18 protein-coding genes are annotated in these 26,877 nt (G+C 47.8%); 2 read left to right on the top strand and 16 right to left on the bottom strand.

All coding sequences use genetic code 11. The features are described 5' to 3' along the window. Window positions 1–26: 26 nt before the first annotated feature. The 11 genes from hypD to lepB all read right to left on the bottom strand — a co-directional run bounded on the left by hypD (window position 27) and on the right by lepB (window position 20,183). Window positions 27–2,405, bottom strand: coding sequence for a trans-4-hydroxy-L-proline dehydratase (gene hypD, locus FYJ66_RS08020; protein WP_154572993.1), 2,379 nt, complete (start codon window positions 2,403–2,405; stop codon window positions 27–29). A gap of 2 nt (window positions 2,406–2,407) precedes the next feature. Next, complete coding sequence (locus tag FYJ66_RS08015) at window positions 2,408–3,316, bottom strand: trans-4-hydroxy-L-proline dehydratase activase (protein WP_154572992.1); 909 nt, start codon at window positions 3,314–3,316, stop codon at window positions 2,408–2,410. Window positions 3,317–3,462: 146 nt separating this feature from the next. After that, on the bottom strand, window positions 3,463–4,065 hold the full coding sequence (locus FYJ66_RS08010; protein WP_154572991.1) for a TetR/AcrR family transcriptional regulator: 603 nt from the start codon (window positions 4,063–4,065) through the stop codon (window positions 3,463–3,465). Window positions 4,066–4,083: 18 nt separating this feature from the next. Beyond that, window positions 4,084–6,360 carry a homoserine O-acetyltransferase MetA gene (gene metA, locus FYJ66_RS08005; RefSeq protein WP_154572990.1) on the bottom strand — a complete coding sequence of 759 codons (2,277 nt, stop codon included), beginning with the start codon at window positions 6,358–6,360 and terminating at the stop codon, window positions 4,084–4,086. Window positions 6,361–6,363: 3 nt separating this feature from the next. After that, on the bottom strand, window positions 6,364–7,767 hold the full coding sequence (locus FYJ66_RS08000; protein WP_154572989.1) for a metal-dependent hydrolase family protein: 1,404 nt from the start codon (window positions 7,765–7,767) through the stop codon (window positions 6,364–6,366). A gap of 81 nt (window positions 7,768–7,848) precedes the next feature. After that, complete coding sequence (locus FYJ66_RS07995; protein WP_206157033.1) at window positions 7,849–8,928, bottom strand: 50S ribosomal protein L11 methyltransferase; 1,080 nt, start codon at window positions 8,926–8,928, stop codon at window positions 7,849–7,851. A 291-nt stretch (window positions 8,929–9,219) separates the two neighbouring features. Beyond that, the gene (locus FYJ66_RS07990) at window positions 9,220–9,639 is read right to left on the bottom strand and encodes a Fic family protein (protein ID WP_154572987.1); all 420 of its coding nucleotides are present in this window, start codon (window positions 9,637–9,639) and stop codon (window positions 9,220–9,222) included. Window positions 9,640–9,856: 217 nt separating this feature from the next. Then, the gene (locus FYJ66_RS07985; RefSeq protein WP_154572986.1) at window positions 9,857–19,108 is read right to left on the bottom strand and encodes an MBG domain-containing protein; all 9,252 of its coding nucleotides are present in this window, start codon (window positions 19,106–19,108) and stop codon (window positions 9,857–9,859) included. 33 nt (window positions 19,109–19,141) lie between these two features. Then, window positions 19,142–19,321: a hypothetical protein gene (locus FYJ66_RS07980; RefSeq protein WP_154572985.1), complete on the bottom strand. Its 180-nt coding sequence runs from the start codon at window positions 19,319–19,321 to the stop codon at window positions 19,142–19,144. Beyond that, on the bottom strand, window positions 19,318–19,545 hold the full coding sequence (locus FYJ66_RS07975; RefSeq protein ID WP_154572984.1) for a hypothetical protein: 228 nt from the start codon (window positions 19,543–19,545) through the stop codon (window positions 19,318–19,320). Before FYJ66_RS07975 ends, FYJ66_RS07980 begins: the two co-directional genes overlap by 4 nt. Window positions 19,546–19,631: 86 nt before the next feature. After that, complete coding sequence (lepB, locus tag FYJ66_RS07970) at window positions 19,632–20,183, bottom strand: signal peptidase I (protein ID WP_154572983.1); 552 nt, start codon at window positions 20,181–20,183, stop codon at window positions 19,632–19,634. A 313-nt stretch (window positions 20,184–20,496) separates the two neighbouring features. Here lepB and FYJ66_RS07965 point away from each other — a divergent pair, with 313 nt between their 5' ends. Beyond that, entirely contained in the window at window positions 20,497–21,204 is a 708-nt protein-coding gene (locus tag FYJ66_RS07965; RefSeq protein ID WP_154572982.1) for a GGDEF domain-containing protein, read from the top strand. Further along, entirely contained in the window at window positions 21,194–22,231 is a 1,038-nt protein-coding gene (locus FYJ66_RS07960) for an RNA polymerase sigma factor (protein WP_154572981.1), read from the top strand. The genes FYJ66_RS07965 and FYJ66_RS07960 overlap by 11 nt, the downstream gene beginning before the upstream one ends. Before the next feature lie 578 nt (window positions 22,232–22,809). Here FYJ66_RS07960 and FYJ66_RS07955 read toward each other — a convergent pair. The 5 genes from FYJ66_RS07955 to FYJ66_RS07935 all read right to left on the bottom strand — a co-directional run bounded on the left by FYJ66_RS07955 (window position 22,810) and on the right by FYJ66_RS07935 (window position 26,818). Continuing rightward, entirely contained in the window at window positions 22,810–23,007 is a 198-nt protein-coding gene (locus tag FYJ66_RS07955) for a hypothetical protein (RefSeq protein WP_206157039.1), read from the bottom strand. A 110-nt stretch (window positions 23,008–23,117) separates the two neighbouring features. Beyond that, a complete protein-coding gene (locus FYJ66_RS07950) occupies window positions 23,118–24,827 on the bottom strand; it encodes an AfsR/SARP family transcriptional regulator (protein ID WP_154572979.1) in 1,710 nt (569 codons plus the stop codon). Continuing rightward, on the bottom strand, window positions 24,824–25,900 hold the full coding sequence (locus tag FYJ66_RS07945; RefSeq protein WP_154572978.1) for a type IV pilus twitching motility protein PilT: 1,077 nt from the start codon (window positions 25,898–25,900) through the stop codon (window positions 24,824–24,826). The genes FYJ66_RS07950 and FYJ66_RS07945 overlap by 4 nt, the downstream gene beginning before the upstream one ends. Further along, entirely contained in the window at window positions 25,901–26,317 is a 417-nt protein-coding gene (locus FYJ66_RS07940; RefSeq protein WP_154572977.1) for a hypothetical protein, read from the bottom strand. Window positions 26,318–26,413: 96 nt separating this feature from the next. Continuing rightward, complete coding sequence (locus tag FYJ66_RS07935; protein WP_154572976.1) at window positions 26,414–26,818, bottom strand: hypothetical protein; 405 nt, start codon at window positions 26,816–26,818, stop codon at window positions 26,414–26,416. Window positions 26,819–26,877: the final 59 nt, after the last annotated feature.

Below are 26,877 nucleotides of genomic sequence, written 5' to 3'. Positions count from 1 at the left end.
ATCCGGCCCCCTGTAATACAATATTTTTACTCGAAGGACTGCTCTGTTCTGTTGATAATCTCATCCTGAAGAGCCTTGTCCAGGTTTCTGAAGTAATCTGAGTATCCGGCTACACGAACGATCAGATCCTTGTAGTCTTCAGGATGCTTCTGTGCCTCAATCAGTGTCTGCCTGTCGATGACATTGAACTGAATGTGGTGTCCGTCCATTGCAAAGTAGGAACGAACCAGAGAAGCCATGTTATCAAGGCCTTTCTCACCTCTTACAACTGATGGAGTGAACTTCTGGTTCAGCAGTGTACCACCGGTGGAGATATGATCCATCTTAGCACAGGACTTGATTACTGCTGTAGGTCCATTTACATCTGCAGACTTCTCAGGTGAAATTCCCTCAGATACCGGAACGTGTGCCAAACGGCCGTTAGGTGTTGCCAGCAGCACATCTCCGAAGTATACGTGGCATGTAGTAGGCAGCATGTCTACTCTGTATTTTCCGCCGCACACCGTAGGTCTGTCGGTAATGGTGTCTCTGTACAGTTTGAAGATAGTCTGCATTATGTCGTCTGCGTAGTCATCATCGTTACCATACTTAGGAGTCTTGTCATGAACCATGCTGAAAATGTCTTCATGACCCTGGAAGTTGTCTTCCATTGCCTTCTTAAGCTCCTCCATGGTGAACTTCTTCTTGTCATATACGTTGTACTTGATAGCAGCCATCATGTCTGTAACTGTGCCAATTCCTACGCCCTGAATATATCTGGTATTGTATCTTGCGCCACCTGCGTTGTAATCCTTGCCCTTCTTGATGCAGTCGTTAGTAACGATGCTGAGGAACGGAGCCGGCAGTTCTTTTGCAAAGATATTCTCAATTACATTGTTTCCTCTGATCTTCAGCTCTACGAAGTAGTTCAGCTGCTTGCTGAAAGCGTCCAGCAGCTCATCGTAGGACTTGAAGTCCTCTGCATTGCCCAGGTGAAGGCCCAGCTGCTTGCCGGAATATGTGTCCAGTCCGTCATACAAAGTGATCTGCAGGATCTTTGGAATATTCATATATCCAGTCAGGATATAAGCTTCATTGCCCCAGGAACCTGTCTCAACACATCCGGAAGATCCTCCCTGTCTTGCATCCAGCAGAGTCTTTCCGGCGTTCAGCAGTTCCTGTACAATCTCATCAGTGTTGTAGAAGGCAGGCTGGCCCCATCCTTTTCTGGAAATCTCCAGGGCTCTCTTCAGGAACCTGGAAGGAGTTTTCTTGGAAATCTGAACGTTTGAGTTTGGCTGAACCAGCTTCATCTCGTCCATGCAGTCCAGAATCAGATAGCTTACAGGGTTTACTCCGTCAGATCCGTCTTCCTTGATTCCGCCGGTGTTGATATTGGCGAAGTCTGTGTATGTGCCGCTCTCCTTAAGAGTTACGCCTACCTTAACAGGTGCAGGCTGGTTGTAGAATTTAACCCAGAGGCATTCCAGCAGCTCCAGTGCGTGGTAGTCATCCAGGATACCAGCCTCCACATCTGCTTCATAATATGGATCAAGATGCTGGTCCAGTCTTCCTGGCGAAAAAGCATCCCATGGGTTCAGCTCAGTTGTTACGCCCAGGTGAACGAACCAGTAATGCTGGAGAGCCTGCCAGTATGTCTGAGGCTTGTGAGCAGGAACAACGCTGCAGTTCTCGGCGATCTGCTCCAGTTCCTTCTTTCTCTGAGGATCCTCCTCTGTTGCTGCCTTTTCAAGAGCCAGCTTTCTGTATCTCTCCCCCAGGATGCAGATAGCATCGCAGTCAATGAGCATTGCCTTCAGTTCTTCAGCCTTGTCGGAAGCTTCAGGATCATTCAGGTAGTCCAGGCTGTCCAGTGCCTCCTGGATCTCCTGCTTATAATCATCAAATCCCTTGATAAATACGTTCTTTCCGCCGCAGGTATGTCCAGGGCCTCTCTGCTCCATGAACTCTGTCCAGATGCCTTCTGCGTAGCACTCCTTCCATTCAGGAGTCATTCTTTCCAGGAGGTGTTCTCTTGTGGACTTTCCTGCCCAGAACGGAATAATCTCATCTTTCTGGATTTCAATGTCCTCAGGTGTTACAGAGAAAGATACCAGATCTCTGGCGTTCATGATCTCCATGTCCTCAACTGTATGTGTACAGATCTCCGGGAATGTAGGACAAGCCTGTGGTCTTGCGCCCTTCTCTCCTACGATCAGCTCATCATCTCCAAGATAGAGAGTCTTCTCTTCCATATACTTCTTGAAGAACAGTGCCCTCATTACAGGAACAGAGTACTTGCCGTCGTTCTCCTTGTAGAACTCTGTTTCGATTCTCGCTCTCTCAAGATCTACACTTGGCTGTGTCTCTGTGCTGATCTTCCGAAGATTCTTGATTCTCTGATTCATTCCTCTTTCTTCCGCCATGATTAACCTCCGATTTTCACATTGCTGAATCCCGCATCGTTAAACATTTTTACAAATAACTGCATCTCCTCTCCCGACGGAGCATGCAGATTACCAGCTTCGTATTCCCTGCCGATTCTCGGATACTTGGACTTGCCCGTATCATGGTAAGGCAGCAGATTTACCTGTGGAGCTGCAATATTGTTTTTCCTGAGAAAATCAATAATATCTCTCATACTTTCTTCTGTTCCGTTAACTTCCTTAACCACCGGAATCCTGATGTAAATCCGGGCGCCGGCTTCTGACAGCTTAAGGAGATTGTCCAGAATCAGGGTGTTGTCTGCTCCGATGTAATCCCTGTGCAGCTCATTGTCCAGGGTTTTAATATCGTAAAGCCATGTGTGGACATAACTCATTATGGCCTGATAGTTCTCCCACGGTGCCTCTCCGCAGGTGTCGATGGTTATATCAACGCCCTGGCGGTAAAGGGCCTGACAGAGAGCGGTAATGTATTCCTTGTCCATAGCCATGACCTCTCCTCCCGAAAGGGTCACGCCTCCGTCAGAGTCATCGTAGAACATCCTGTCCTTCATGACTTCCTTCACTATCTGAGGAACAGAATATTCCTTGCCAATTATCTCACGAACACACTGGGGGCAAACATCTTCACAGCGTCCGCAAAGCTTGCACAGATCCTTATCCGTAACGACCTTGCCATCCACCAATGTCAGAGCTCCGGAAGGACAAGCTTTCACGCACCTGCCGCAGCCAGTGCACTTATCTCTGTCGTACTGCATTTCCTGCTGAAACCGCTGGGTTTCAGGGTTGTGACACCACTTGCATCTCAGCTTGCAGCCCTTGAAAAAAACCGTAGTCCGTATTCCGTCCCCGTCGTGAATGGAAAATTTCTGGACATTTGTTATGTAATGCATTTCCTGCTCTCCTTTATATTAGACCGTGGTCTAAACTCAGGTTTATTATATCCACTGTGTTAGACTTTTGTCAATATATTCTATAAAAAAAGACCCGGCAAAAACAATCCGGGCCACTTTCTGATTATTAATATTATTAATATTGTTTATTTCTTTTCTCCGCGGAATTCCGAGAACAACATAGGCATGTATTCCTTGCTGAATTCTCCCAGGGAGTACTCACCGTTATGCATGCACCAGTCGGTGATCAGCGCCCTCTCGCAGAGGCTGTAAATCCTTACGATCTCCTCGGTAGTCTTGGAGGTGGTAATCTCTCCTTTTTTCTGACCATCTTCGATAATTCTGGCGATGAGCCTGAAATAGTAACGGTTTCTGTCCAGAAGATATCCCTTGTCATCCCTGAGAAGCTGGGCTGAATACAGGTTTGCCATGAGGCTGAAGTCGATTTTCGTTCCTATCATTGTATGCATTTTGTAGTTCAGGTACATGAGCTTGTCAAATGCATTATCTTCATCCTTCAGTTCCTTGTCCAGCTCCGCATAATAATTGTCCAGTATAACCGAGAGGGTGGTCAGCAGGCTGTCTTTTCCCCGGAAGTAATAGTAAAAAGTTCCTTTTGCCACTCCCGCAGCTTCGATTATGTCGTTAAGAGTGGTAGCTTCGAAACCTTTTTCCGAGAAAAGGCCCCAGGCCGCATCGATTATCCTGGATTTTACGCTGCTCTTGCTTTCTTGGATTCTTCTTGCCATGATAGATCTCCTTCGCAATTAATGAATGAGGCTGAACTGCCTGTAAATAGCCCTGATGGCTTTCTTGTAGTCCGTTTCGCTGACTCCCAGCTGAATGCTGATGCTGTCTGCGCTGTGGTCCACAAACCTGGTAACGATATGTTCATTGGACAGTGCCTCGAATACTTTCACGGCAACGCTGGACTTGTCTGCCATGTTCCTGCCAACTACTGCAATGGTGGCCAGTCCTGCAGAAACTGTCACATCTTCGGCTCCCGTAACTTGCTGAATTACCTTCGTAAGCTCATCAGTGTTGTCTCTTATTGGCCTTGCCTCCACTTCCACTGCTATGGTGTCGGTACCGATCTGTTCTCCTGCAACAGAAATACCTCTGGATTCAAGGACGTCCATAAGGGCCTGATGGATGCCTCCGTTTTTGCCGATTCCTTCTTTTTCTATTACTATGGCTGCATATCCCTTGCGGCCGGAAATTCCTGAAATATCAAGAACAGAATCATAAAAATCTGCGTTTTGCACGATCAGAGTTCCGTTGAGCTCCGGCTCTGCAGTGCTTCTTATGTTAATTGGAATTCCCGTTCTTCTCACTGGAGCAACGGCGTCTTCGTGAAGAACGTTTGCACCTCTCAGAGCCAGTTCTCTAAGCTCCTTGTAGTTTATTACCGGAACTGTAAGAGGATTTTTTACAATCCTTGGATCTGCCATAAGCATTCCCGGAACATCGGTCCAGTTCTCGTATACATCTGCTTTCAGAGCTGCTGCTGCCAGGGCTCCGGTAATATCCGATCCTCCTCTGGAGAAGGTCACGATTGTTCCGTCTTTCTTAGCACCGTAAAATCCCGGTATTACTGCGCCGTCCAGGTCCTTCAGTCTGTCTGAAAGGAGTTTTCTCGTCTCTGCCCTGTCAAGTTCATTATCTTCACTGAATCTGATGACATCAGCTGCGTCTACGAAGGTTCTGCCTGTGTATTCTGCCAGCATCTTTGCAGACAGGTATTCTCCTCTGCTGGCCAGGTAGTCTCTGATTTCACGGCCTTTAAGCTTATCTGCCTCTTCTTTGACAGCAGCTATCTCCTGGTCCAGGTTAAGGCCAGGAGCCGCAGCACTGGCGATTTCCCATATTCTTTTTTCCACCTGATCTAAAAGCTGGTCTCTGGCGGAGCTGCTTTCTTCCTCTGCTGCCTGGATAAGCAGGTCTGTGACCTTTTCATCCTCGTCGAAACGCTTGCCAGGAGCAGATACCACTGCATATTTTCTGGCCGGGTCTTCCTGGAGAATCTTTTTCACCTGGCTGAACTGTTCGCTGCCTGCCAGTGAGGTGCCGCCGAACTTGGCAACAGTAAGGTTGCTTTTGCGCTGAAGAACGGGAGCCAGGTCTTCGTTCTGGATAGCCCTTATGTCGTATGGTGTGGACTGGTATACAAAGTAGTTCAGCCAGTTGGAGTAAATCAGGTTAGCGCAGGACCGCCAGTTGACTACAGGCTCCTGACTTGGATCGTCATTTGGGAAGTAGTGGTCTGGAATGTCAGGATTCAGGCCTGCCTTCACATCCCTCTCGTATTCTTTTTTCAGGGTGTCCCCGTCGTACTCTGAGTGGCCGGTAACGAAAATCTGCCGGTCATCGTCGCTTTTTACGCAGAAAACCCCTGCTTCATCTGAGCTGGCCAGTATCTTAAGGCCTGGAACTGCCTCGATATCTTCTCTTCTGACCGTGGTATTTCTTGAGTGAGGTACCCAGAACTCGTCGTCAAAGCCTCTGAAAAGCATTCCCTTCTTGTAGTCCAGGTGGTGCTTGTACACGCCAGACAGTTTCTTGTCCATAATGTGTTTCTGGATGCCGTAATGGTAATAAAGGCCTGCCTGGGCGCCCCAGCAGATGTGGAAGGTGCTGTGGACGTGGGATTTGGTCCATTCCATGATTTCGCACAGTTCATCCCAGTAGTCAACTTCTTCGAAGTCCATGAGTTCTATGGGTGCGCCTGTTATTATCATTCCGTCGTAGTTGTTGTCTCTCACCTGATCGAAGGTTTTGTAAAAAGAGATCATGTGTTCCTGCGACGTGTGGCTTGCCTTGTGGCTGGCTGTCTGGAGAAGCTCAAGCTCGATCTGGATAGGCGTATTTCCCAGGAGCCTGGTAAGCTGGGTCTCTGTTACAATCTTCGTAGGCATGAGATTCAGCAGGAGGATTTTCAGAGGACGGATGTCCTGGGTCATGGCCCTGGTATCTGTCATTACGAAAACGTTTTCCTGTGAAAGAATGTCTATTGCGGGAAGATTGTTGGGTACTTTAATTGGCATTTGCTACCTCCTGTCAATGCGCTCTCTGACGGCGTTCTCATCTTCTGGAATAGATTCCAGCTGCCGTTCCAGAGCCTCGTGTAATTCAGTGTCTTTCCTGATGTCGATGGTTACTCTGTCGATTTCCTTATCAACCTGATCGAATTTATCCAGCTCAGGGTCTTTGATCAGCTTGCCTCTTGCAACCACCATGTATATGCCGCGAAGGGCTTCCAGATCGTTGAGTGGATTCCCTTCTGTAACAACCATGTCAGCAGATTTTCCAGGCTCTATGGTTCCTGTGATCTTATCCAGGCCGGCAATCTGGCTGTTAATTGCTGTAGCCGTGTGGAGGGCAAAATTCCTTGAAACGCCGCAGTAGTGGCTGAAGTAAACCAGCTCTCTCCACATGTCGTAGTGGGTTGTGAAGCTGCAGCCTGAGTCGGTGCCAAGGCCTACCGGGATTCCGTTTTCAAGACAGGCTTTTGCACAGCTGATAATTCCGTTCATTACGGTGCGGCAGTTTTTCTGATCCATTTCGCTGAAGCCAGTAACTTTTCGGTCCCCAAGAACATATGGCACTGTTGGGGAAATAGTGCATATATGAGAAGCACCTGTTTTCTTGAAAAGCTCAATCATCTCTTCGTCCGGCTCTGCTCCGTGTTCTATGTAGTCCACTCCATTCTTAAGGGACTCTTTAACCCCCTTAGGGCTTTCGGCGTGGGCCGACACCTTGTAGCCCAGTCTGTGGGCTTCATCACAGGCAGCCTTTATTATTTCCGGATCCATCTTCAGAGCTCCCGGTTCTCCCAGCTCGTCTGCATCCAGAACTCCTCCTGTAACCATCAGCTTAATTATGTCCACTCCGCTGGCTGCTATCTGTCTCACCATAGATGCAGCTTCAGAAGGGCTGGTAGCTTCCAGTGCAAGGGAGCCTGCCATGTGGCCTCCGGGAACGGAAATAGCGCTGTTGCTGGCCAGGATTCTAGGGCCCTGCAGCTTTCCTGTGGCAATATCATCTCTCAGCCTGCTGTCTATATCGTTCAGTCCACCCATGGTCCTGAGGGTGGTGACACCGCTTACCAGCTCTGTTTCTGCGTTGTCCCGGCACATGTTGAAAGCGTACTTTCTTGTGAGAGGATTGGAGTTAATCAGCCTGACAGTCTTCTTCAAGTCGCTTTTCTTCTTTGCCCTGGCAGGCTTTCCTGATGAAGGCAGGTGGGTATGCATGTTTATCAGGCCCGGCATTATGTACGCACCGTTCAGATCAACGATCTGGCATTCTCTGTACAGCCCTTGTTCAACTGCCATCTCCTTGTCCATCACATCTGTAATCTTTGATCCTTCAGTTATGATCATTTTGCCATACTGAGGTTTCATGTCTCTGGTTCCGTCCAGCAGAATTCCGTTTACATACCCGATTTTCATAGTCGTATTCCCCTTTTGCAAATTTATGAATTATTAAAAAAATAGTTCTCATTTTGCGGCTGGCTTGCGGGCCGGCCCTTTCTAATCCCTTGTGGCAGCTATGGCGCACCACTGGCCCAGTTCTTCTACTGCAATTACGCGGAATCCGGAAGCTTCCAAGGCATCAGTACCTTCTTTTTCCTGGGATACCAGGAGCCCTGAAACAATGTAGATTCCCCCTGGTCTCAGATGAACGGCCGCATCTGGAGTGAGCATCTGCACCAGCGGAAGGAGCAAGTTGGCTACAATTATGTCGGCCTTGTAGTCCACATTTCTGGCCAGATCCCCTTCTTCTATCCTGATCTGGCGCCTTGCTCTCTCTGCAGAACTGCAATTAGCTTGTACGTTTTCCCTTGCAGCCTCAACTGCATCCCGGTCTATATCAATGCCCAGAACATCATGAGCTCCCAGGCACCAGGCGATGATGGCAAGGATGCCGGTGCCGCATCCTACGTCCATAACCTTAAGGCCTCCGGTGCTCCCGGCCTGATCTGGAATCTCCTCAGGTGTCACACTCTGTGATTCCTCATCAGTGAGATTTCTGTCCCTGCTTCTTATATAGCGGGCCAGCAAGTTTCCGCAAAGGCGGGTGGTCTCGTGGGTGCCAGTGCCAAAGGCCATTCCGGGATCGATGCGGATCACCTGCTCATTTTCATCTGGCTTGTAGTCTATCCATGTTGGGGTAATTGTAATTCCCCTGGCGATGGTCACGGGCTTCAGGCCTGTCTTCCACTTGTCCTTCCACTGGGCGTCATCAGAAATGGTCTTTGAAATCTCCAGATGGTTCTGGAGATCTGCGGCTCCCGGAGACACCCCGGCTGTTTCTTCGCCTGCAGATTCCTTACCATCATTCCACTGATGGAGGATTTCAAGGAGTTTCTCCGACTGCACTCTGCCCTCTTCGTCATCGGCAAAATAAATGGTAACTCCTGGAGTCTGGGAAAGCTGCCTCTCCAGGTCTGCCTGATCCCAGTATTCTGTATATTTCAGGTCCTGGGACATTAGGCGGGCATTTTCCGGGTCCCGGATATCCATGACATCATAGCCCTCTGCTATAAGGTTGTTTGTCAGTGTATCCAGGTACTTCTGTTTTGTATCTGCTGTAATTTCTATGTATTTCATATAATTTGAACCTTTTTCCGACCACATATGCATAATAATAGTCGGTTCACTTTGTTTCCAAGGGATTTATAAATATACTATCTGTCGACTAACCCTGTTTTTCTTGTGGGTAAATATATTATATCTGTTATTTTTTTATCTTCAATACCATATTTTGGACTCTGGTCTGAACAATAGTGTCACTCTCAATCACTAATCCAATTGTGACTTTCCCCCGAACCTTTCTACAAGAAAAAAGGACTTTTTCCGGAAGCTTCTGCCCTCAGAAAAAATCCTATATCACATCTTCAATTACAGTTTCTTGCTCGTAGGTTCATACCAGGTGCCTCTTCCAGTTCCGTGTTTCTCCAGGTATCCCCCTTCTGTGATTCTGTGAAGAAGATCTGTTGTCTGCCTGGATGTAAGGCGGCACATGGGCCTGACCTGGCCACTTGTTACCCGGCCCTTTCGCTGGGCCAGCTGAAGGATGGCCTTCATCTCCCTGGTGTAATCCCTGCCCTGGTTCTTTCTGACCTTTGGCTTTATTCCTTTTACTACGAAAGTGCTTAGCCAGGGCTTTATCTCATAATTAACCTGAATTTCCTTCTCTGTAACCACTCCCTTCGACGGCCAGTATACAAGGTGGTCTCCAGTGTTCATCCACAGGTAGCCCTTCCTCTCCATTTCTTCACTTTTCGTTTCCTTATCAGTAAAACCTACTGATATCTCCATTTTCGGAGGTGCACATCAACTTGTGAATTTTATTATGTCAAGAACCACATTGGAAAATCCGTTTTTCTCCATATAGGATTCCGCCTCCTGGTTAAAAGAGACCTTCCTGACCTTTACTCCTGATGAATTCATGCTCAACCTCCTTAATTTTCGATTTTCTTGTAAAAAGGCCGACCCCAGAGGGCCGGCCTTTTCGCCTGTTGTCAGTTACCGACTATCAGAACCTTCTTCTTGATTCCAGTTCTTCTTTGAGCTGGAATATCTCCTCCTGATCTTTCTTCATAGCCTTGCTGTAAGCAATTACTACAATCATGGTCAAGAGCATGAACAGGAATGGAAGAATGTTGCACTTCTCGTGAAGTTCCTTCAGTCCTTTTGCGGTCTTAACATCTTTCAGCTGTGTAAGTCCGTCACCAGCTGATCCTGATACGATTGCTGCTCCGCCAGGAGCTGCTGCAATCGGTCCAGGTGCTATTCCCGGAACTACTGTCGGGATTGGAGCCGGTCCTGGTCCAGGTCCCGGTCCTGGAACTGCATTAGCTGTGTATACAACTGTCACTTCTACGTCTCTCTCAGGCATGCTGTCCATAGTCACATAGGTCTGCTGAGGTGTATATCCTGTGACTGCAGGTGATGTGATGGTGAAGCTGTCTCCAGCCATATACTTGCCTGCAAAATCAGGTGCCAGGGTGTTACCTGCTGCATCTCTGTAGTGGATGGTTGCTGTGTACAGTATCGGATCATCTACAACCAGCTTGCCGTATTTAACCTCAATATTGTAGTTGCCTTCCAGAGTGTTTTCGTGAAGCTTGTATGTGAAGGTATTCTCACTTTCACCCTTCTCAGTCTGGGTTCCTGTGAAGTTGTACTCTGCTCCTTCACCTGGTGCGAATCCGTCTCCGGATACGCTCATCTCACTGCTTGTAAGAGGCTTTCTGTCGTATCTCTTGTATGCACTTCCTGATTCAAGAGTTACGTTTCTCTTGGTAACAACCAGCTTGCCTTCATTTGTTACTGGCTTGAACTGGTCTGTTACATTCTCTCCATCCTCGTTGATGATAGTCCAGGACACAACTTTGTTAACTGCTGTTCCTACATTAGTGATTGCACCATCTGTTACTGCCTCAACAGTATATCCCTCAGGTGCGGTAACTTCTGCTGCCGCCTTCAGCGGTGTACCATCGTAGGTTTTGCTGGCATTTCCGGCATTGATAACTATAGCGTTCTCATTCTCTGTAACTGTAAGGGTTCCTTCAGTCTTTGAGATGTCATAGTTGTCTTCCTGGTACTTGCCAGGTGTTCCCTTGATTTCGATGGTGTTGCTGACAGAACCCTTCTTGATTATTGATCCTGTTGCAACTGCTGTTGCCTCTCCCTTTACGAAGGAAGTGCCATCCAGGAACTCTACATCAGGTGCTTTAAGGGCTTTGCCATCGAAGGCCTTTGATGCGCTCTGGCTCTTCAGGCTTACCGGCTTAGGTGTAATTGTCAGTTTTCCGTCTTCTGTCTTTACTCCACTTGCAAACTGATCTGTTACGTCTTCACCGTTGTACATGATTGCTGCAGATGCAATGTGATTTGCAACTGTTCCTTCACTTACATTAGTTACGGATCCTGTTACCTTTGCATCTACTGTGAAGCCTTCACCCATGTTATCCAGGCCGGATACTGTGAAGCCTCCGTCACTGTGAGCGGTTCCATCATATACCCATGTTCCCTCTGCAGCTTTGACCTTTACATCAGCCACATCTACAGGCACCATGGTGATCTGAAGTTTTCCTTCTTCCTTACGCAGGTTGTAGTTTCCTTCTTTGTAGCCCTTTTCCGGTTTGAATGTTATTGAATTATCAACAACACCTTTCTTTGTAATAGAGCCGGTAGCTCTGATGTCACTTACCTCACCTGGAACGAATCCGTCTCCGGATACTGTTACATCAGGTCTTGTGAGAGGTGTGCCATCAAAGGTCTTGGTTGCGCTGTCTGACTTCAGGTTTACCGTTTTCTTTGTAACTTCCAGTTTTCCGTCTTTCTTGGTAATTCCGGTAAACTGATCTGTTACGTCCTTGCCATCAGCATTTCTGATGATCACCTGTTTTACTACGGTAGAAACTGTTCCTGCATCTGTTATGGTTTCACCGTTAGAAACTACTTCTGCAGTGTGTCCTGCTGGAAGGGCTCCTGTCAGTGTACCGTTTTCTGCATTCAGAGGTTCACCGTTGTAAATTCTCTTCTTGCTGAAGGCCTTTGCTTCCAGGGATGCGGTGTTCGCCTTGATCTCCAGAGTTCCTTCATCCTTTGTGATGTTGTAGTTGTCCTTGTTGAACTTATCTCCTTCTGTGTAGGTGATTTCGTTCTTTACAGAACCGGCTTCAGTAATGGATCCTGTTGCCTTAACATCACTGACTTCACCTTCTACGAATCCGTCCTGACCTTTTACTTCCGGACTTGTAAGCGGCGTACCGTCGTACTCCTTGCTGCCGCCGGCGGATACCAGATGAACGTCTTTCTTTGTTACAGTAAGTGTTCCGGTTGTAATAACAGGTTTGAACTGATCGGTAACATCCTCGCCAGCCTTGTCTCTTATTGTATAAGACTTAACTGTGTTGGCTGCTGTTCCAGCGTCTGTTACGGATCCTTCTGTTGTTACTTCAACTGTGTAGCCGGCAGGTGCTGTCCAGTCGTATCCGGCAGTCAGCGGCTTGCCGTCATAGACCTTGCTGACAGTCTTAGGATTGATTACAACTCCATCCTCGTTCTTGGTAACTGTAAGTGTTCCCTCGGACTTCGTGATGTTGTAGTTCTCATCCTTGAATCCGGACTTCTTGGTGAATTCTATTGTGTTGGTAACGTCTCCAACCTTTGTGATTGTTCCTGTTGCCTTAACATCGCTGACTTCACCTTCTACGAATCCGTCTCCACCTACCTTGACCTCAGGCTTTGTGAGAGGATTTCCATCAAACTTCTTGGTGCCTGATTCACTGGTAAGGGTTACGTTTCTCGGATTGATTGTGAGTGTTCCATTTATTCTGGAGATCACATCACTCTCGAACTGATCTGTAACGTCCTTATCTCCCAGCATGATCTTCACATCGGTAATCTTGTTTTCACCGTTGTCTTTAACATTTACTACAGAACCGGATACGGAAGCATCTACCTTCAGGTTGCTGTTAATAGCTTTAAGCTTTTCCAGTCCTGATGTTACAGAGAACTCCTTCTTCTCATGGCTCTTTCCGTCATATTTCCAGCTGCCTCCTGCGGCTGTTACTTCGAGAGCAAGTTCTGATCCTGTAACTTTTGTAATTGTCAGTGTTCCCGGCTTAAGGGTAACAGTGTAGTTGTCCTCCCTGAATCCATTGTTGAGCTGGAACTCAATGTGGTTTTTAACGCTTCCTGCTTCAGTTATTTTCCCTGTAGCAACGGCTGACTTAAGCTCACCGGCCACGAAACCGTCTTTGCCCTGTACTTCCGGACTGGTCAGTTCCTTGCCGTTGTAAGATCTGGTTGCGCTGGCACTGCTCAGTGTAACAGGCTTTGGTGAAACTGTAAGTTTTCCGTCTTTCTTGGTGATTACTCCTGCTGCGAACTGATCAGTTACGTCCTGATCTCCCAGCATGATCTTCACATCGGTAACCTTATTGTTGCCATCTGCTGTATCGCTGACGTTCTTTACTGTGCCTTTTACATCAGCCTTTACAGTGAACTTGCTGTTGATCTTCTGGAGCTCATCAAGTCCCTTTTCAACCTTGAATCCATTATCGCTGTGAGACTGGCCATCATAGGTCCATTCATGGTCGTTTGCCTTTACCTCCACAGTGAGATATGAGGCTGGTATCTTTGTAATTGTCAGCGTTCCAGTTTTCAGAGTTACTTCATAGTTATCGGTCTTGAATCCATCTTTGAGCTTGTACTCAATCTTGTTATCTACAGGTCCTCCAACCTTTGTAATGGAACCGGTGGCCTTTGCGTAGTCAAGCTCTCCTGGAACGAATCTGTCTCCGGATACTGCTACATAAGGTCTTGTGAGAGGTGTTCCGTCAAAGGTCTTGGAATCGGTCTCGCTAGTCAGTGTTACCTTTCTTTTTTCGACCTTAAGCACGCCTTCATCCACAGCATCTTCATAATTTGAATTTACTGCCTTGACCTGGAAAGTCTTTTCTCCTGCATTCTTGATGGAAGGTGCTTCAGTTGTCCAGTTACCATCTCCAGTCTTGTAGTAAATGGTGGTTCCATCTGGAGCCGGATTATCTCCCACCTTTGCAACTGCAGATGCTCCGTGTGAAGTTCCATCATAAGTTCCAGTATAACCTTTAGCTGTAACTTTCAGGTTGTCTGACTTTGTAATCTCCAGCTTGCCTGCTGCATACTTTACAGTGTAATTACCCTGGTCCTCTTTTCCGGAAGGTGTGATAGTATATTTGCCCACATCATTGCCAGATTCTCTGGACAGCTGGTATTTTACAGTGTCGCCATCAAGGGTTCCCGTTACTGAAGCCGTAAGCTCAGGATCCTTTTCTCCGTACTTTTTGCTCTTGTCATCTGCGGTTACAGTTACTTCCTTCGGAGTTACTTTAAGAGTTGCAGAAGCCCTTGCTGTCTCGAAGTTAGGATTCTCTGCTTTTACATATACGATCTTAGTTCCTATGTCTTTGATTTCTGGCGATTCTTCTGACCACGGTCCGTTTTCGCTGGTGCTGTAGTAGATTTTAGTTCCAGTTGGAGCTGGGTGATCTCCTGCCTTTGCAACAGCTGTTGTTCCGTGAGATCTTCCGTCATATTCACCTTTATAATCAGGTGCACTTACTGTCAGGGCCGTTGACTTATAGATGGTGAATGTGCCGTTCTTGTAAGTTACTTCGTAATTACCCTGCTCACTATCACCTGAAGGGATGATCGCATAAGTTCCTGCATCTTCCCCTGCCATTCTCTTAACATTGAAAACTATCTTGTCATTTCCGAGAAGTCCGTCAACGTCGGCAGTGAATTTATCCGGATCATTTTCACCGAATACTTTAGAAGCGTCATTTGCTGTAACTGTAACTGGCTTCCGTGTAACCTTAAGTGTGGTCTCGGCAGTAGCCGTCTCGTAGTTAGGGTTTTCCGCCTTAACGTATACCTTCTTTGTTCCTGCGTCAGTGATAGAAGGAGCGTCGGTCGACCAGGTTCCATCATCTCCTACCTTGTAGGAAACTGTGGTTCCATCAGCAACATTTGGACTTGCTGATGCACTGTGGGCGACTCCGTCGTAAACTCCCTCGTAACCGGTGGCAGAAACCGTAAGCTTGCCAGACTTGGTAATCGTGAAAGTACCAGGCTTATAAGTAACTGTGTAGTTACCCTGTGTCTTCTCACCTGCAGGAGTAATTGCATATGTTCCTGCTGCCTCTCCCGGATCTCTGGACAGAGTGTACTGAATTTCGAATTTATCTCCTTCAACCTTTCCAGATACATCTGCGTCAAATTCAGGGTCTGCTGCCTGGTATACTTTTTCCTTATTCCTTGCAGTTACAGTGACTTCCTTAGGTGTCACCTGAAGAGTTACAGGACCTGCAGTTGCAGTTTCATAGTTAGGGTTTTCCGCCTTAACGGAAACTGTCTTTTCTCCTACGTCTTTAATCGATGGAACCTTAGTAGTCCACTGCCCTCCGTCTGTCTGATAGTAAACTGTAGTGCCTTTACTTACAGAAGGAATGGCCGAAGCTGAATGAGAGTTTCCATCGTAGATTCCTTTGTATCCGGTGGCAGAAACCGTAAGGGTATTTGCCTTCTTAACAGTAAGGTCTCCCAGAATCTCCTTTATCTCGTAGTTACCATCCTTGAATCCAGAAAGCTTATTGTATGAAAGGGTATTCTTGGATGTTCCTGCATCGGTTCTTGATCCTGTTGCCTTAATGTCACTGACCTCACCATCCACAAACTCATCACCGGAAACGGTGACACCGGCCTTTGTCAGCGGTGTGCCGTCATATGTCTTTTCGTCGGATCCGGTGGTGAGGGTAACCTTTCTCTTGGTAACTTCCAGTTTTCCCTTCTGCAAGGTTACTTTATACAGCTTGCTGGTTACATCGACCTTGCCGTTATGCATTATCTTGAATGTTGCAAAGCTGCTGTCAGAGGATCCGGCATCGGTCTGGCTGCCGCTGTATGTGGCGACTATCTTGTCTCCTTCTCCCAGGGATCCTCCGGTTATCTTATAGCTGTCTGCCTTGAGAGCTGTGCCATCGTAAGTCTTGCTCTTATCCTCAGGCTTAACTGTAATCTCAGTTACAGGCTTCTTTGTCCACTGTGCATAGAGGATATTGTCTCCCTTGTTATCAACCATGATATCTGCCATCTGGTCAGCTGATGCTTTTGCGGCAATGGCTTTGCCAGACCCATCTGCCTTCGTATTCCATCCTGTGAACTGGTACTCCAGTGGCAGGGTGAAACCTGTCTGTCTGATGGTAAGGGTCTTCAGTCTGGTGTTGTTGTTCAGATCGGTGCTGCCATTGTACTTCTGGTCATAGGTCTGAGCAGAAATCTCGCTGCCGTTTTCGTCGATGGCTTTGTCCGGATAATTGGACTTGTATGTCAGCTTTGTAGCCGCCGCCTTTGATCCGTAAACTGCTGTCAGTGTAATGACCTTATCATCTCCAGCGTTGGTGCTGTTTACAGCAATCTTGTCATCAGGATAGTAGTGGCTGCCGCTCTCGGACTGCCAGTAGAGGAATACTTTTCCTGCAGGTGCCTTGATAGCAGATGCGTACTGCACGTCTGCATGAGATCCCTCAGCATAGAGTTTAGGGTCTTCCACTGAACCGGTGCCTGCTCCAGCACTGTATTCTACCTTGTACTTGCCATTGCTTACGTAGAACGGATAGAGCTCAATGTCACCGTAGATCTCTGTATTGAAGTTAAACAGTATGAAGCTGTCTCCATTCTTTGTTGCCCAGCCCTTCCAGTCGTATCCTGCAGGGATCACAATCTTCTTGCTGCTTCCGGTCTGAACCAGGTGTCCCTGGCTGTCGTATACGGACGGCAGCTGGCTGGAGTCTATCTTATCTCCGTATTCCAGCTGAAGATCTACGGAGTCTCCGCCGTTTACGGTGAGATATGCCTTTCCGTTTACCTCAGGAGCTGCCCACTTAGCGTATACCATCACGTCGTTCACCGGCATGGTGGAGTTGAAGTCAAACGGTACAGTGCACTCCTTGTCCTTGTACCAGCCCTTGAAGGTGTATCCGTCAGGCAGGTCTGCAGGCTTCTCTGGAACGTAGCTTGCATATCCGGAGAGAGGTGCCTCGTAAAGTACTTTTACGTCCTTTGCCGTCTTGTTGTAGTTGTAGTATGTAAACGTGTAGCTGTTCCTGCTGTAGCGTATTTTCAGGTCATTAGCTCCGAAATAAGCGCTTTCTCCTGCTGATACAGGTTTCCAACTGTCATTACCTGACGGAATGCGAGATCCCACATAGTAACTGTTTACTGTGAATCCGTTGTACTTGTTGGAGAAATTGAATGTACCGCCATCGGTCAGAGTACTGTTTGCAGGCTTATCTTCGCTGTAAGATCCGTCCAGGTTCTGCTTGTAGTGACTAATGGTGTACCTTCCACTTGGAGACCTTCCATACACATTAACCTCTGTAGCTGAGCCATAATCGCTCAATGTATCGAAGATAAAGGCGTCCAAGAATGTCAGATGCTCATTGCCATAGCCTGAAGGCATTTTGTACCAGTCGTACTGAGAAGGCCATGTGTAACCGTTCTGAGCCAGAGTCTGACCGTAAAGGCCGGTGAACGTCTTGTAAGTCTCCCAGCCACTGCTCCACCAGTCTCTCTGATATGTATAGAAATTGATGGTCAGCAGCTCTCTGTCATAGTACACGTTCAGGATGGTGGTGCCGTCTCCTGCTACGGTAACAGACTGGGATTTGCTGCTGTTGTACTTGAATCCCTTATAGTTCTTGTTTCTGTCGGTGTAGCTTGGAGATACAGTAGATCCGGTGGTGCCTGTCCTGCTGTCAGAACCGGCATATTCGTATGTTTTCTGGCTGTCTTTTGCGTTCTTGCTGTCTTCAACAGACTGCTTCCAGTAGATTACGGTGTAGCTGGTGTTGGCCTTAGCCTTCCACACTGCGTATACAGTGGTATCCTCGCTGATCGTATCGCCAAAATTGAAATTAGCAGTGGTACCGTTCTTTTCCGTGGACCATCCAACAAATGTGTATCCAGGTCTCTTAGGATCAGAAGGCTTCTTCGTGCCCTTGTTTGCGGCCACGAACTGCGGTGCGATATACGTTGCACCCTCTCCAGATGCGAACTGGAGATAGTGTCCTTCTTCGATCTTAGGATAGAGCTTGATGTTCTTCGTTCCCAGTGTAACAGTATCTCCCGCAGGACTTGTGAGAGCCTTATCTGTGTACCATCCGGTAACGCTCTTGGTGGACTCCAGTGGCAGCTTCACATCAGTTGTGCTGATCTTTCCGCCCTCCACACCTTCCTTGGTAGTGGATACTCTGGAGCTGTCATCTGTTCCGTCCATGAAAAATACGTAGTGTACTTCCTGGAAAACAGGATATACGTTAATCGTTTCTTCCTTGTTAACTGTGACTTTTCCGAATCCGTCAAAGTCCGGGGTGGAAGCGTCCTTAGTTGTGGACCATCCCACCAGCTTGTATCCCTCCTTCTCTGGAGAAGAAGGCTTGTTCAGTGTATCCCCTGTCTTGACGTTCTGAGTGTCAATAACCGCTCCATTAACATCGTGGAAATTGTAGGTAGCTACAGGAATGTTCTCTTCTCCCTCGCCCGAAATGACGTAGATGGAGAAGGAACTCTCGCTGAAGCTGGCTCCTCCTGCGCTGGCGCTGGCAGATACCTGACTTACATTTCCGCTGTCAGCTTTATGGGAAACAGTGAAGCTGTCTCCCTCCAGCTTGCTTGACAGGTACATGTGTACGTCAACTGCAGCTGCCGGTTCTGTCTCCTTGCCAGAAGAGTCTCTGAATGTAATGTCCACACCTACTGCATCTTTTACTTCGTGGGATGCAGTCTGACTGGCTATATTCTTTGCAGTCTTTGCCGAAACTGCCGTTACGTGCATTGTGCTTCCTGCCGGCAGTGCTCCTTCTGGTGCATTTACCTTTACGGTAACGCCGTTAGATGCTGTAGCCCTGAAAGACTGGGCCGGCATGGAAACGGCCTCATTGTTTGTTTCTGTTTCCTGAGCAGCAGGCTCAGAGGTCTGTTCTGACTGCTGTGATTCAGATGCACTTTCCCCGCTGGAGTTCTGCGCCTCTGGTATCTGTGCCTCCTGGCTTGTCTGCTGAGCTTCTGCGTTCTCTTCAGATGCTCCCTGTGAGTCCTCCTGAGCGGAGTTCTCATAGGTATTTTCCTCAGATGCAAGAAGGCCGGGTGATATGGTGAGCACCCCGCTGGTCAGAATCATGGCCAGCGACAGGAACAGCGCCATCCATTTCTTCATGTTCTTCTTGTTCATAAGTGCACTCCTTGTTCTTACTCTATACAGCTCCTAGATACCATCCGGGCTGCTCTTCTCTGCCTTGTCTATTTCATCTCTAAGGTCGTCCTTGACCTTGCTCATCTTCCTGCATCTGATTACCAGCACTGCAACTGCAGCAATCAACAGTACCAGTGTAATCAGTGCCAGCAGGTCAAATCTGGCTGTCGTATGTGCAATCAGAAAGCTCATATCGCACCTCCCTGTCCTCCGGTGGCTGTTCCGGATCCACCTGCCTCTTCTGTATTTCCGTATTTTCTATCCATCTCATCCTGGAATTCTTTTTCCCTTTTTGATTGTTTCCTCCAGTGAAGGAGTCCGATTACCACTGCCAGTACCGCAGCGATGATCAGTGGTATGGTATACATGTGAACACCCAGGGTATGATGACAAAATTCGTAATATGCTTTTATCATAGCTGTATGTCCTTTCCCGCTTCTGAAACTTTAGATCTTCCTTTACAGCTTGGGGCTTCAATCAGCAATTAATCCTGATGGCGCCTTTAGTGCTGTCCCAGTATCCTCCCCTGGATCTGGGCCGACGCCACCGGACCGAAAGATCTGGAGTCCACTGATTTGCGTCTGTTATCACCTAGTACAAAATATTTATTCTTTGATAATTTGCAGGGATACGTCACAAACCCTTCCGGATCTGCTTCAGTGACCCCATTGGCGTAGGGCTCCCTCACCGCCCTGCCATTTACAAACAGCCGCCCATCCTTGATGTCCACTGTATCACCAGGTACTGCCACTACTCGTTTAATGTAGCGGTCTCCTCCCGGCATGTTCAATGACACCACTGTTCCTCTGGCAAAGTCTTCTCCGCCACGCCTGAACCATACGATGTCGCCGCTGTTATATGTGGGATACATGGAACTGCCATCAACTCTGGAGATCCCCACGAACAGGAGAAGCACTACCCCAAGCAGGATCAACAGCACTGCCGTCCCGCCCAATGTGACCAGAAGTCTGTTTCTGGCCTCGGCTTTTCCGAACTTATCCCCCGGTCTACGGCTTTCAGCCCCCCGGTGAAGATCCATATATCCTCCATTCATCACAAGTACCTCCTGTTTGCTACGGACCCCATCATCATTGAGATGAATATGTCTCAGCAAGATGATATAATCCTGTTGCGGAAGCTCTTTTTCACCCCTGCTTCCACTATGTCACTATACTTGATGATGATCCTGGTTATAGTATAGTCACATTGCGTCTCATATTTGTCTCATATTATTTGAGTTTTTCACCGAATGCACTTTTTTAAATTCAATGTATTTGGCATATAATATTATTAATTCACAGCATATCACTTTGATCAGCGTTTAGCTAATATCAATTGATTACGGAAGGGAATCGTAAGGAGATCACATGAAAAAAACTGACCGGTACAAGACTATCCAGCTATTTGTCTTTCTTGTTATTTCGCTGATTTCCATGGTAACCGTCATCTTCCGCCACGGCAGCGGTCAGGTTGCCTCCCTTCTCCTCTGGGTAACACTGGCAATATCATTTTTCTTTATTTTCCTGGACTTCTCTCTGTTTACCCAGCAGCAGAAATCTTACGAAGAAATGATCAAAACCATGGGTTCTGACCCGGTCTCCAAGGTGGCCAACAGATACAGCATCGACGCCATTCTTGATAAGTATCAAGGGCACACCCTGCCAGAGAAATTTGTATGCATAGCCTTTGAAATCACCAATCTTAAAGAAGTAAACGAAGAAAAAGGAAGGCCGGCAGGCAATGAGATTCTTGTCAGGTTTTCCAACGCCCTTGAGCTGGCCTCACTGGACAGGTTTTTCGTGGGAAGAAACGGAGGAAGCCGTTTCATCGCCATGGCCGAAGGACTTTCTACCGACGACGTAGATGATTTTCTCAGAAGGATACTTCAGAAGGTGGAACAGTTCAACAGCCGGAACAACGGTCTGGAGATACGATACACAATTGCCTGGGCATTCCATGAACAGGAGGACCCTTCCGGGGATATTGTCCATCTCATTGCCCTGGCCAACAGGAGGATTGATTACAACAGTCAGATTCACACCATAAGTAAGGAAGGAACCTGCCATGAAGAATAGAGCCTTCCAGGAAATGGTCTACCGGCGTAACGCCTCATACGTTCAGGATCTTCTGAACAGAATCAGCAACAAGGACAGCAATGCTCTCGCATCTCTGTACTCCATGACCGTTGACGAGGTATACAGGAATTTTTATTCAGTACTGGGCAGCGCCTATCTTGCCCAGGATGGCACCCAGGCTTTGTATGTGCTTTTCTACCGGTCCATCGGTACGGTTAAAACTCCCTCTCAGGCTGCAGAGAAGCTTTCATGGCTCCAGTCTCAGATTGCCGCCAGGCTTTCTATGTCAAAAAAAGAGACTACAGCGAGAAAGGTACAGCGGCCCGCCCTCACTGGCCGGGAGAAAGAGCTTCTTCTGTCGGAACTTCTGGACAGCCTTGGTCTCCCAGACAATTCCATTCCCCTTGAGTACATCCAGGAATACGATATTTACAGAGGACGGCGCACCAGCACCATGAGGTGGATCATCGCAATAGCCGCTCTTGTACTGATTGCAGTTCCTCTGCTTTTTCTGAACCCCGATGTGAAAGTGGAAAAGAGCCAGTCTTCAAACAAGTACACCGGTCTTCCGTCCTACAGCCTGGAAGTGAGCTCCATGATGCCGGTCAGATCTGTTGTTGCGACGGTCACTGATAAAGAAGGATCACAGGCGGTGCCTGTTATGCAGGAAAACGAAAACACCTATACGCTCCTGCCCCGGACCGATGGAAAAATGACTGTAACGGTAAAGACGGCAGGACGGGGGATTCGCAAGAGTTCTGTGAAAGTAAGGAGCTTCGACACCTGGCCTCCTGTACTGGTAAGCACCAGCTCTAAAGACGGTCATCTGATTCTTCACCTTTCCGACAAGGGGTCTGGTGTAGACTTCAGCCGCATTGCCGCAGAAGATGAAGAGGGTAAAAAGGTGGATGTGCTGTCTTCCGACAGTGAGAATAATACTGTTGCTTTTGATTATCCGGAAAAATCCTTTAAAGTCACAGTTCCTGACAAGGCTGGAAATGTACTGCATTTGGATATGAATAAATAAGACCGGACGTACGGCAATACAGCGTGCTGCGTTTCCCGAATACTTCGTTTCCAGGGCGCTGCGCTTATTGTGGGGGCAACGTTTCTCCATGTTTACCCCGGGATTTGAGTTTATTACGATCTCGCTGTACGCCCGCCAAAAAAACATTGATTTTTTACCCCGGGATTTTGAATTCCTTGATTCTCGCCGTATATTTCTCATCTGATATTTAGGCAAGAGGCATCTGCGCTCTATATTTTCTTCAGTTCCCTGAATTTTGAAGTGTGCAGATGCCTCTGTTTTGTTTAGTTTGATGGTACAAATACCGCGAGATTTCTTGATTTGGCAGTCTCGCGGTATTTTTTCAGAAAAAAATCTTGTACGCTACCCCGAGATATCGATTTTTTCATATCCCAGGGTAAACGGCGGAGCGGCAGGGGTAAACCGCCAGCATAGCCCCCCGCCGAATCTGTTCTCTCCCCACATAAGATCCACACCAAAATAAGACCGTCACATTTTTTTCAAATGCGACGGCCCTGGAAATTCTGAATTGATCTCCTGGTCAGGAGGGCAGCATAATCATGCTGCCCTCTGTCCTCTTACTGTTTCGGATTCTCAGTTTCATTCTCAGTTTCTTTATTGAACGCAATCTCCTCTGTCCCCACAACAGAATTGATCAATTCCATCAGTTCAATGGCGCTGCGAAAGCTTTCCGTTCTCTGGCTTTCAACCCACGTCACTGTCCCTTGCCAGGTATGGTTTCTGGTGTCAAGTACGTTGACAACAAATGAATTCATTTTATCACCCCCACATGCCATCCCCACATGGCATATTTACAGGTTGATGATACAACCCTGATGTCACAATTCAGTCACATCCTATGTTCCTGTTTCGCAAATCCGGTACACTATTGTTTCTTATGTGTTTTTTCTGGTTCAGTTCCGGAGTCGGCGCTGATGTCTCCCTCTTCGCTGCCGGAGATCAGCCGGAATTTTTTCATCAGCTCCAACTCGCTGTCAAAGGCACATGTACCGCCTTTCTCATCGGCAATGATTCCCTGCCAGGTGTTTCTGCTTCTGCTGGTGAATCTGATGTCCAGGGTTGCCTCATATCCTTTGGTAAGGCTGATTTCTTCGGCTGTATGGAAAATGCTGGGTCTGAAACTGTATACCCTTTTTTCGTTCTTTTCTTTAACCTCATCGGCTTTCTCAAAGCTTCGCAGGCTGTCGTTAGGCTGCGGTCTGCCCATGGAATCGAAGATACGGCTCACAATCAGGAAAAATTCTCCCAGTCCTGTGAAAGATACCGGGTTCTCGAGGGCCATACCCACAATCCGTCCGCTTATTCCGGTCTCGCTGTCGTATTTATCCACGCAGACCCTGATGGAATCAGGGCTGACAAATAGTGTCTCCCTTCTGTTATTTGCAACAGATCCCTGAAGCTCCCGGAGAGAGTATGCTCTTCTGTATTTGTAGGCTCCCCTGGTGCCATCGAAATTACTGAACACCCTCTTCATTACCTTTTTGCCCATCTCGTATTCGCAGGCCGGGAGCATGACAACGAACTGAGTTTTACTGTACCGGGCAAAAACGTCACCAGTTCTGAGGGACTTGCTGATGCTTTCTCTCATGGCCTCCATGGCCTTCTCAATAGATCTGTTCCTGTCAATGCTGCTCCTGTCGGCATCTTTAAGATCCACTGTGATCAACGCTATGTGCACGGTGAACCCAAACCGCACCAGTCTCCTGGCAGACAGTTCGTACATTTTCTTGAAGACTCCGAAGCTGCAGTAGTAGGCTCCCTGAGGCTCCGATGACTCCTTCAGTTCATCCATGACAGTGCCTATATCAGCTTCATCATTTTCCACCTGGCTGAGTGCCTTGTTATATGCTTCTCTGAGGTCATCTGAAGGGCCGATTCCCAGGGAATTGTACAGATTCTCAGATGCCTTGTGGAACGCATCTTCCGCCTCTGCGTATTTTCCTGCACTCCCCTTGGCCTTGATAAGGGCCACCCAAAGCCTTTCATCCAAAGGTTCATATTTCAGTACCTCTTCGGCCACCGATTCCATCTCATCAAACCTTCCCAGCTTTTCATAGTTGTCTGCAAGCTGAATGGCAAGAGAAATAAAAACATTGGAATAGTAGGCGCTCTGGTTCAATATCCAGGGTTCATCCATGAAATTCGCCATAAACTCCCCGTCATAAAGGTCGAAGGCCCGGCGGTAATACCGGGTTTGCTCCTCAAGATCATCAGCCTTCTCACCGGCGTTCCTTAGTTCCAGCATCTCTTCATAATCTGTAACAACATGAATACACGGATTGAACTTGTAGCTTCCCTTGAATGTAACCAGAAATTCCAAATCCGGCCACCTGGTTTTCAGGGCCTTTCTCAGCCTCCACGCCAGGTTCTTAACTGCACCTGAAGAATTAATATCTGAATCCGCTCCCCAGATGGCATCGGATATCTCTCCAATAGTACAGGAGTGGTCCCGTCGGATAATGAGAAATGCCAGAAGTTTTACCAGCCTGTCTGAGTGCATCTCCTCCTGGGTAACGGAGGTGAGGCCATCTGATAGTTTCAGCTTCCCAAAAAATTTTGCTCGAAATTCAATCATAATCCTGCACCTCCAAGACGATTTTTCATAATCTGAGGGTCATTTGCATATTGAACTGCTGTTTCTGCTGTGATTACACCGTCGCTGGCAAGGCGGAAAAGTCCGCCGTCATTAGTCAGCCCACTGCTTTCTCTACCGCCTCTCACAGCAGCATCTATCTGAGCAATCTTGTTTTCCCTGATCATGTTCCTTATAGCCGGCGTCACCTTCATCATCTCGAAAACCGGCACAACTGAGCCGTCAACAGCCGGAACCAGCTGCTGCGAAACAACAGCCTGAAGGACCATGGACATCTGAACGGATATTTGCCGCTGCTGGCTTGCAGGGAAAACATCGATTATCCTGTTTATGGTGTTAGCCGCTCCCATGGTGTGAAGGGTGGACAAAAGAAAATGTCCGGTCTCTGCCGCAGTCATGGCAACAGAAATCGTTTCATAATCCCTCATCTCTCCCAGAAGAATTACATCCGGGCTCTGGCGCAAGGTAGCCCTCAGGGCCGTCACATAATTGCGGGAATCCACCGCCATCTCCCTCTGGCTCACAATAGATTTTCTGTGTTGATGAAGATATTCAATTGGATCCTCAAGGGTGATGATATTGGCGCTTCTGCTGTTGTTTATTCTGTCGATGATGCAGGCCAGGGTAGTTGATTTTCCACTTCCTGCAGGTCCCGTCACAAGAACCAGGCCGTCCCTCATATCCCCCAGTTCCATGATTTCTTCTGGAATATTAAGCTCCCGGTAATCCGGCAGAACAAAAGAAATAATCCTGATAACCGCAGCAAGGGAGCCTCTCTGTTTGTAGGCGCTGACTCTGAACCGGGAAAGGCCTGGAATTGCAAAGGAAAAGTCATCATCTCCCGTCTTCAGATATCCTTCCATAGACCTGTTATCAGCAAGCTGGTAGATCTCAGTAAGAAGCCGCAGACAATCATCCTTGTTCAGCTTATCTTCGTCAATAACCTGAACCCGGCCGCTGTGCCTGAATCCCACAGACATGCCGGCCACAACAAAAACATCAGAGGCCCCATCTTCCACAGCTTTTTTCAAAATATCCTTTATACTGAAGCTCATCTAAATTCCTTTCAGTGTCTGTTCTTTTCCTGACCAGCCTTCCCCTTTCTTAATCTGGGTCCAACTGATTACGTGCCTTCCGTTTCTCTCTTCCACCCCTGCAGTAAGAGTTCCGCCGTCCTTCATCCCAACAGAGATCCGATCCCCTCCGTTCCACTGAGAAGGATTTTTTCCCTGATCTATCTCCATGCAGACTTCTTCTGCCCTGTTCATGGCCTTCTGGTATTCCGCCTGAACCTCCACGTGGTTTCTGGCCTCCTTAAGGTCCTGTCTCGACGTAACGTATGCTGCAGCGCTGAGCACAATCAGGCACACCGCCACAAAAGTCACCAGAAGCACAGGTATCCCAATGGTATAGACCTGCCTTCCCGGCCGGTCATGCCTGTTCTGTCCTGTTTTCCTTCTGCTGTATTGCATTTTTCATCTCCGTAAAAAAAATCTTTTTCCCTCATCACAGATTGCGGCTGCCCCGAGGCAGAGAGGTGTCTGTCCCTCAAGAAAGTTTCCAGCCCCCTATGGTGCATAGTGACTGCAGCTAGATGAGTAAATGGTGTCACCGGTCTCCACATTTTTTATTACAATCCGGCCCCTTATCATCCCTCCATCCCGGAATGCCGTAACCTTCAGGGCGATGGATCCTTTTCCATCATTAACAGCAGTCATAGAGCTGTCATACCACTGAATCCAGGAGTACTTCCCGGCCCTTGTTTCTCTCATTCCCGGGAAAGCCTTCTCCAGCCTTCCGGAAAAATCATCTATTGAGCTGGAGCTTCTCAGTATCTCGCTGACATCAGAGACCCGGTCTGATGCCCAGGCCTTCTCTGCCGCTTCTCTGTTCATCTCCCTGGCCCGGACGAAAAATGCCAGGGAAACTGCGCTGACCAGGGAAAATATAAGCAGGGCAATCAATATTTCCATTAACATAGGTCCCCAGCTTCGTCTTTTAAGTTTCTGCCCTCCCGGCAAAAAAGATCTCC

This window comes from Allobaileyella intestinalis (assembly GCF_009695865.1).
Lineage (GTDB): Bacteria > Bacillota > Clostridia > Peptostreptococcales > Anaerovoracaceae > Allobaileyella > Allobaileyella intestinalis.
Note: the sequence above shows the minus strand (reverse complement) of the source record. Positions and strands in the feature narration are given on the sequence as shown.

Excerpts from the sequence above, each read along its gene's own strand:
- FYJ66_RS07940 (WP_154572977.1), bottom strand. The coding sequence starts at position 26,317 with ATGCAATACAGCAGAAGGAAAACAGGACAGAACAGGCATGACCGGCCG.
- FYJ66_RS08000 (WP_154572989.1), bottom strand. The coding sequence starts at position 7,767 with ATGAAAATCGGGTATGTAAACGGAATTCTGCTGGACGGAACCAGAGAC.
- FYJ66_RS07975 (WP_154572984.1), bottom strand. The coding sequence starts at position 19,545 with ATGATAAAAGCATATTACGAATTTTGTCATCATACCCTGGGTGTTCAC.
- FYJ66_RS07960 (WP_154572981.1), top strand. The coding sequence starts at position 21,194 with ATGAAGAATAGAGCCTTCCAGGAAATGGTCTACCGGCGTAACGCCTCA.
- FYJ66_RS07990 (WP_154572987.1), bottom strand. The coding sequence starts at position 9,639 with ATGGAGATATCAGTAGGTTTTACTGATAAGGAAACGAAAAGTGAAGAA.
- FYJ66_RS07985 (WP_154572986.1), bottom strand. The coding sequence starts at position 19,108 with ATGAACAAGAAGAACATGAAGAAATGGATGGCGCTGTTCCTGTCGCTG.
- FYJ66_RS08015 (WP_154572992.1), bottom strand. The coding sequence starts at position 3,316 with ATGCATTACATAACAAATGTCCAGAAATTTTCCATTCACGACGGGGAC.
- FYJ66_RS07980 (WP_154572985.1), bottom strand. The coding sequence starts at position 19,321 with ATGAGCTTTCTGATTGCACATACGACAGCCAGATTTGACCTGCTGGCA.
- FYJ66_RS07945 (WP_154572978.1), bottom strand. The coding sequence starts at position 25,900 with ATGAGCTTCAGTATAAAGGATATTTTGAAAAAAGCTGTGGAAGATGGG.
- lepB (WP_154572983.1), bottom strand. The coding sequence starts at position 20,183 with ATGAATGGAGGATATATGGATCTTCACCGGGGGGCTGAAAGCCGTAGA.
- FYJ66_RS07955 (WP_206157039.1), bottom strand. The coding sequence starts at position 23,007 with ATGAATTCATTTGTTGTCAACGTACTTGACACCAGAAACCATACCTGG.
- FYJ66_RS07950 (WP_154572979.1), bottom strand. The coding sequence starts at position 24,827 with ATGATTGAATTTCGAGCAAAATTTTTTGGGAAGCTGAAACTATCAGAT.
- FYJ66_RS08010 (WP_154572991.1), bottom strand. The coding sequence starts at position 4,065 with ATGGCAAGAAGAATCCAAGAAAGCAAGAGCAGCGTAAAATCCAGGATA.
- hypD (WP_154572993.1), bottom strand. The coding sequence starts at position 2,405 with ATGGCGGAAGAAAGAGGAATGAATCAGAGAATCAAGAATCTTCGGAAG.
- metA (WP_154572990.1), bottom strand. The coding sequence starts at position 6,360 with ATGCCAATTAAAGTACCCAACAATCTTCCCGCAATAGACATTCTTTCA.
- FYJ66_RS07935 (WP_154572976.1), bottom strand. The coding sequence starts at position 26,818 with ATGGAAATATTGATTGCCCTGCTTATATTTTCCCTGGTCAGCGCAGTT.
- FYJ66_RS07995 (WP_206157033.1), bottom strand. The coding sequence starts at position 8,928 with ATGAAATACATAGAAATTACAGCAGATACAAAACAGAAGTACCTGGAT.
- FYJ66_RS07965 (WP_154572982.1), top strand. The coding sequence starts at position 20,497 with ATGAAAAAAACTGACCGGTACAAGACTATCCAGCTATTTGTCTTTCTT.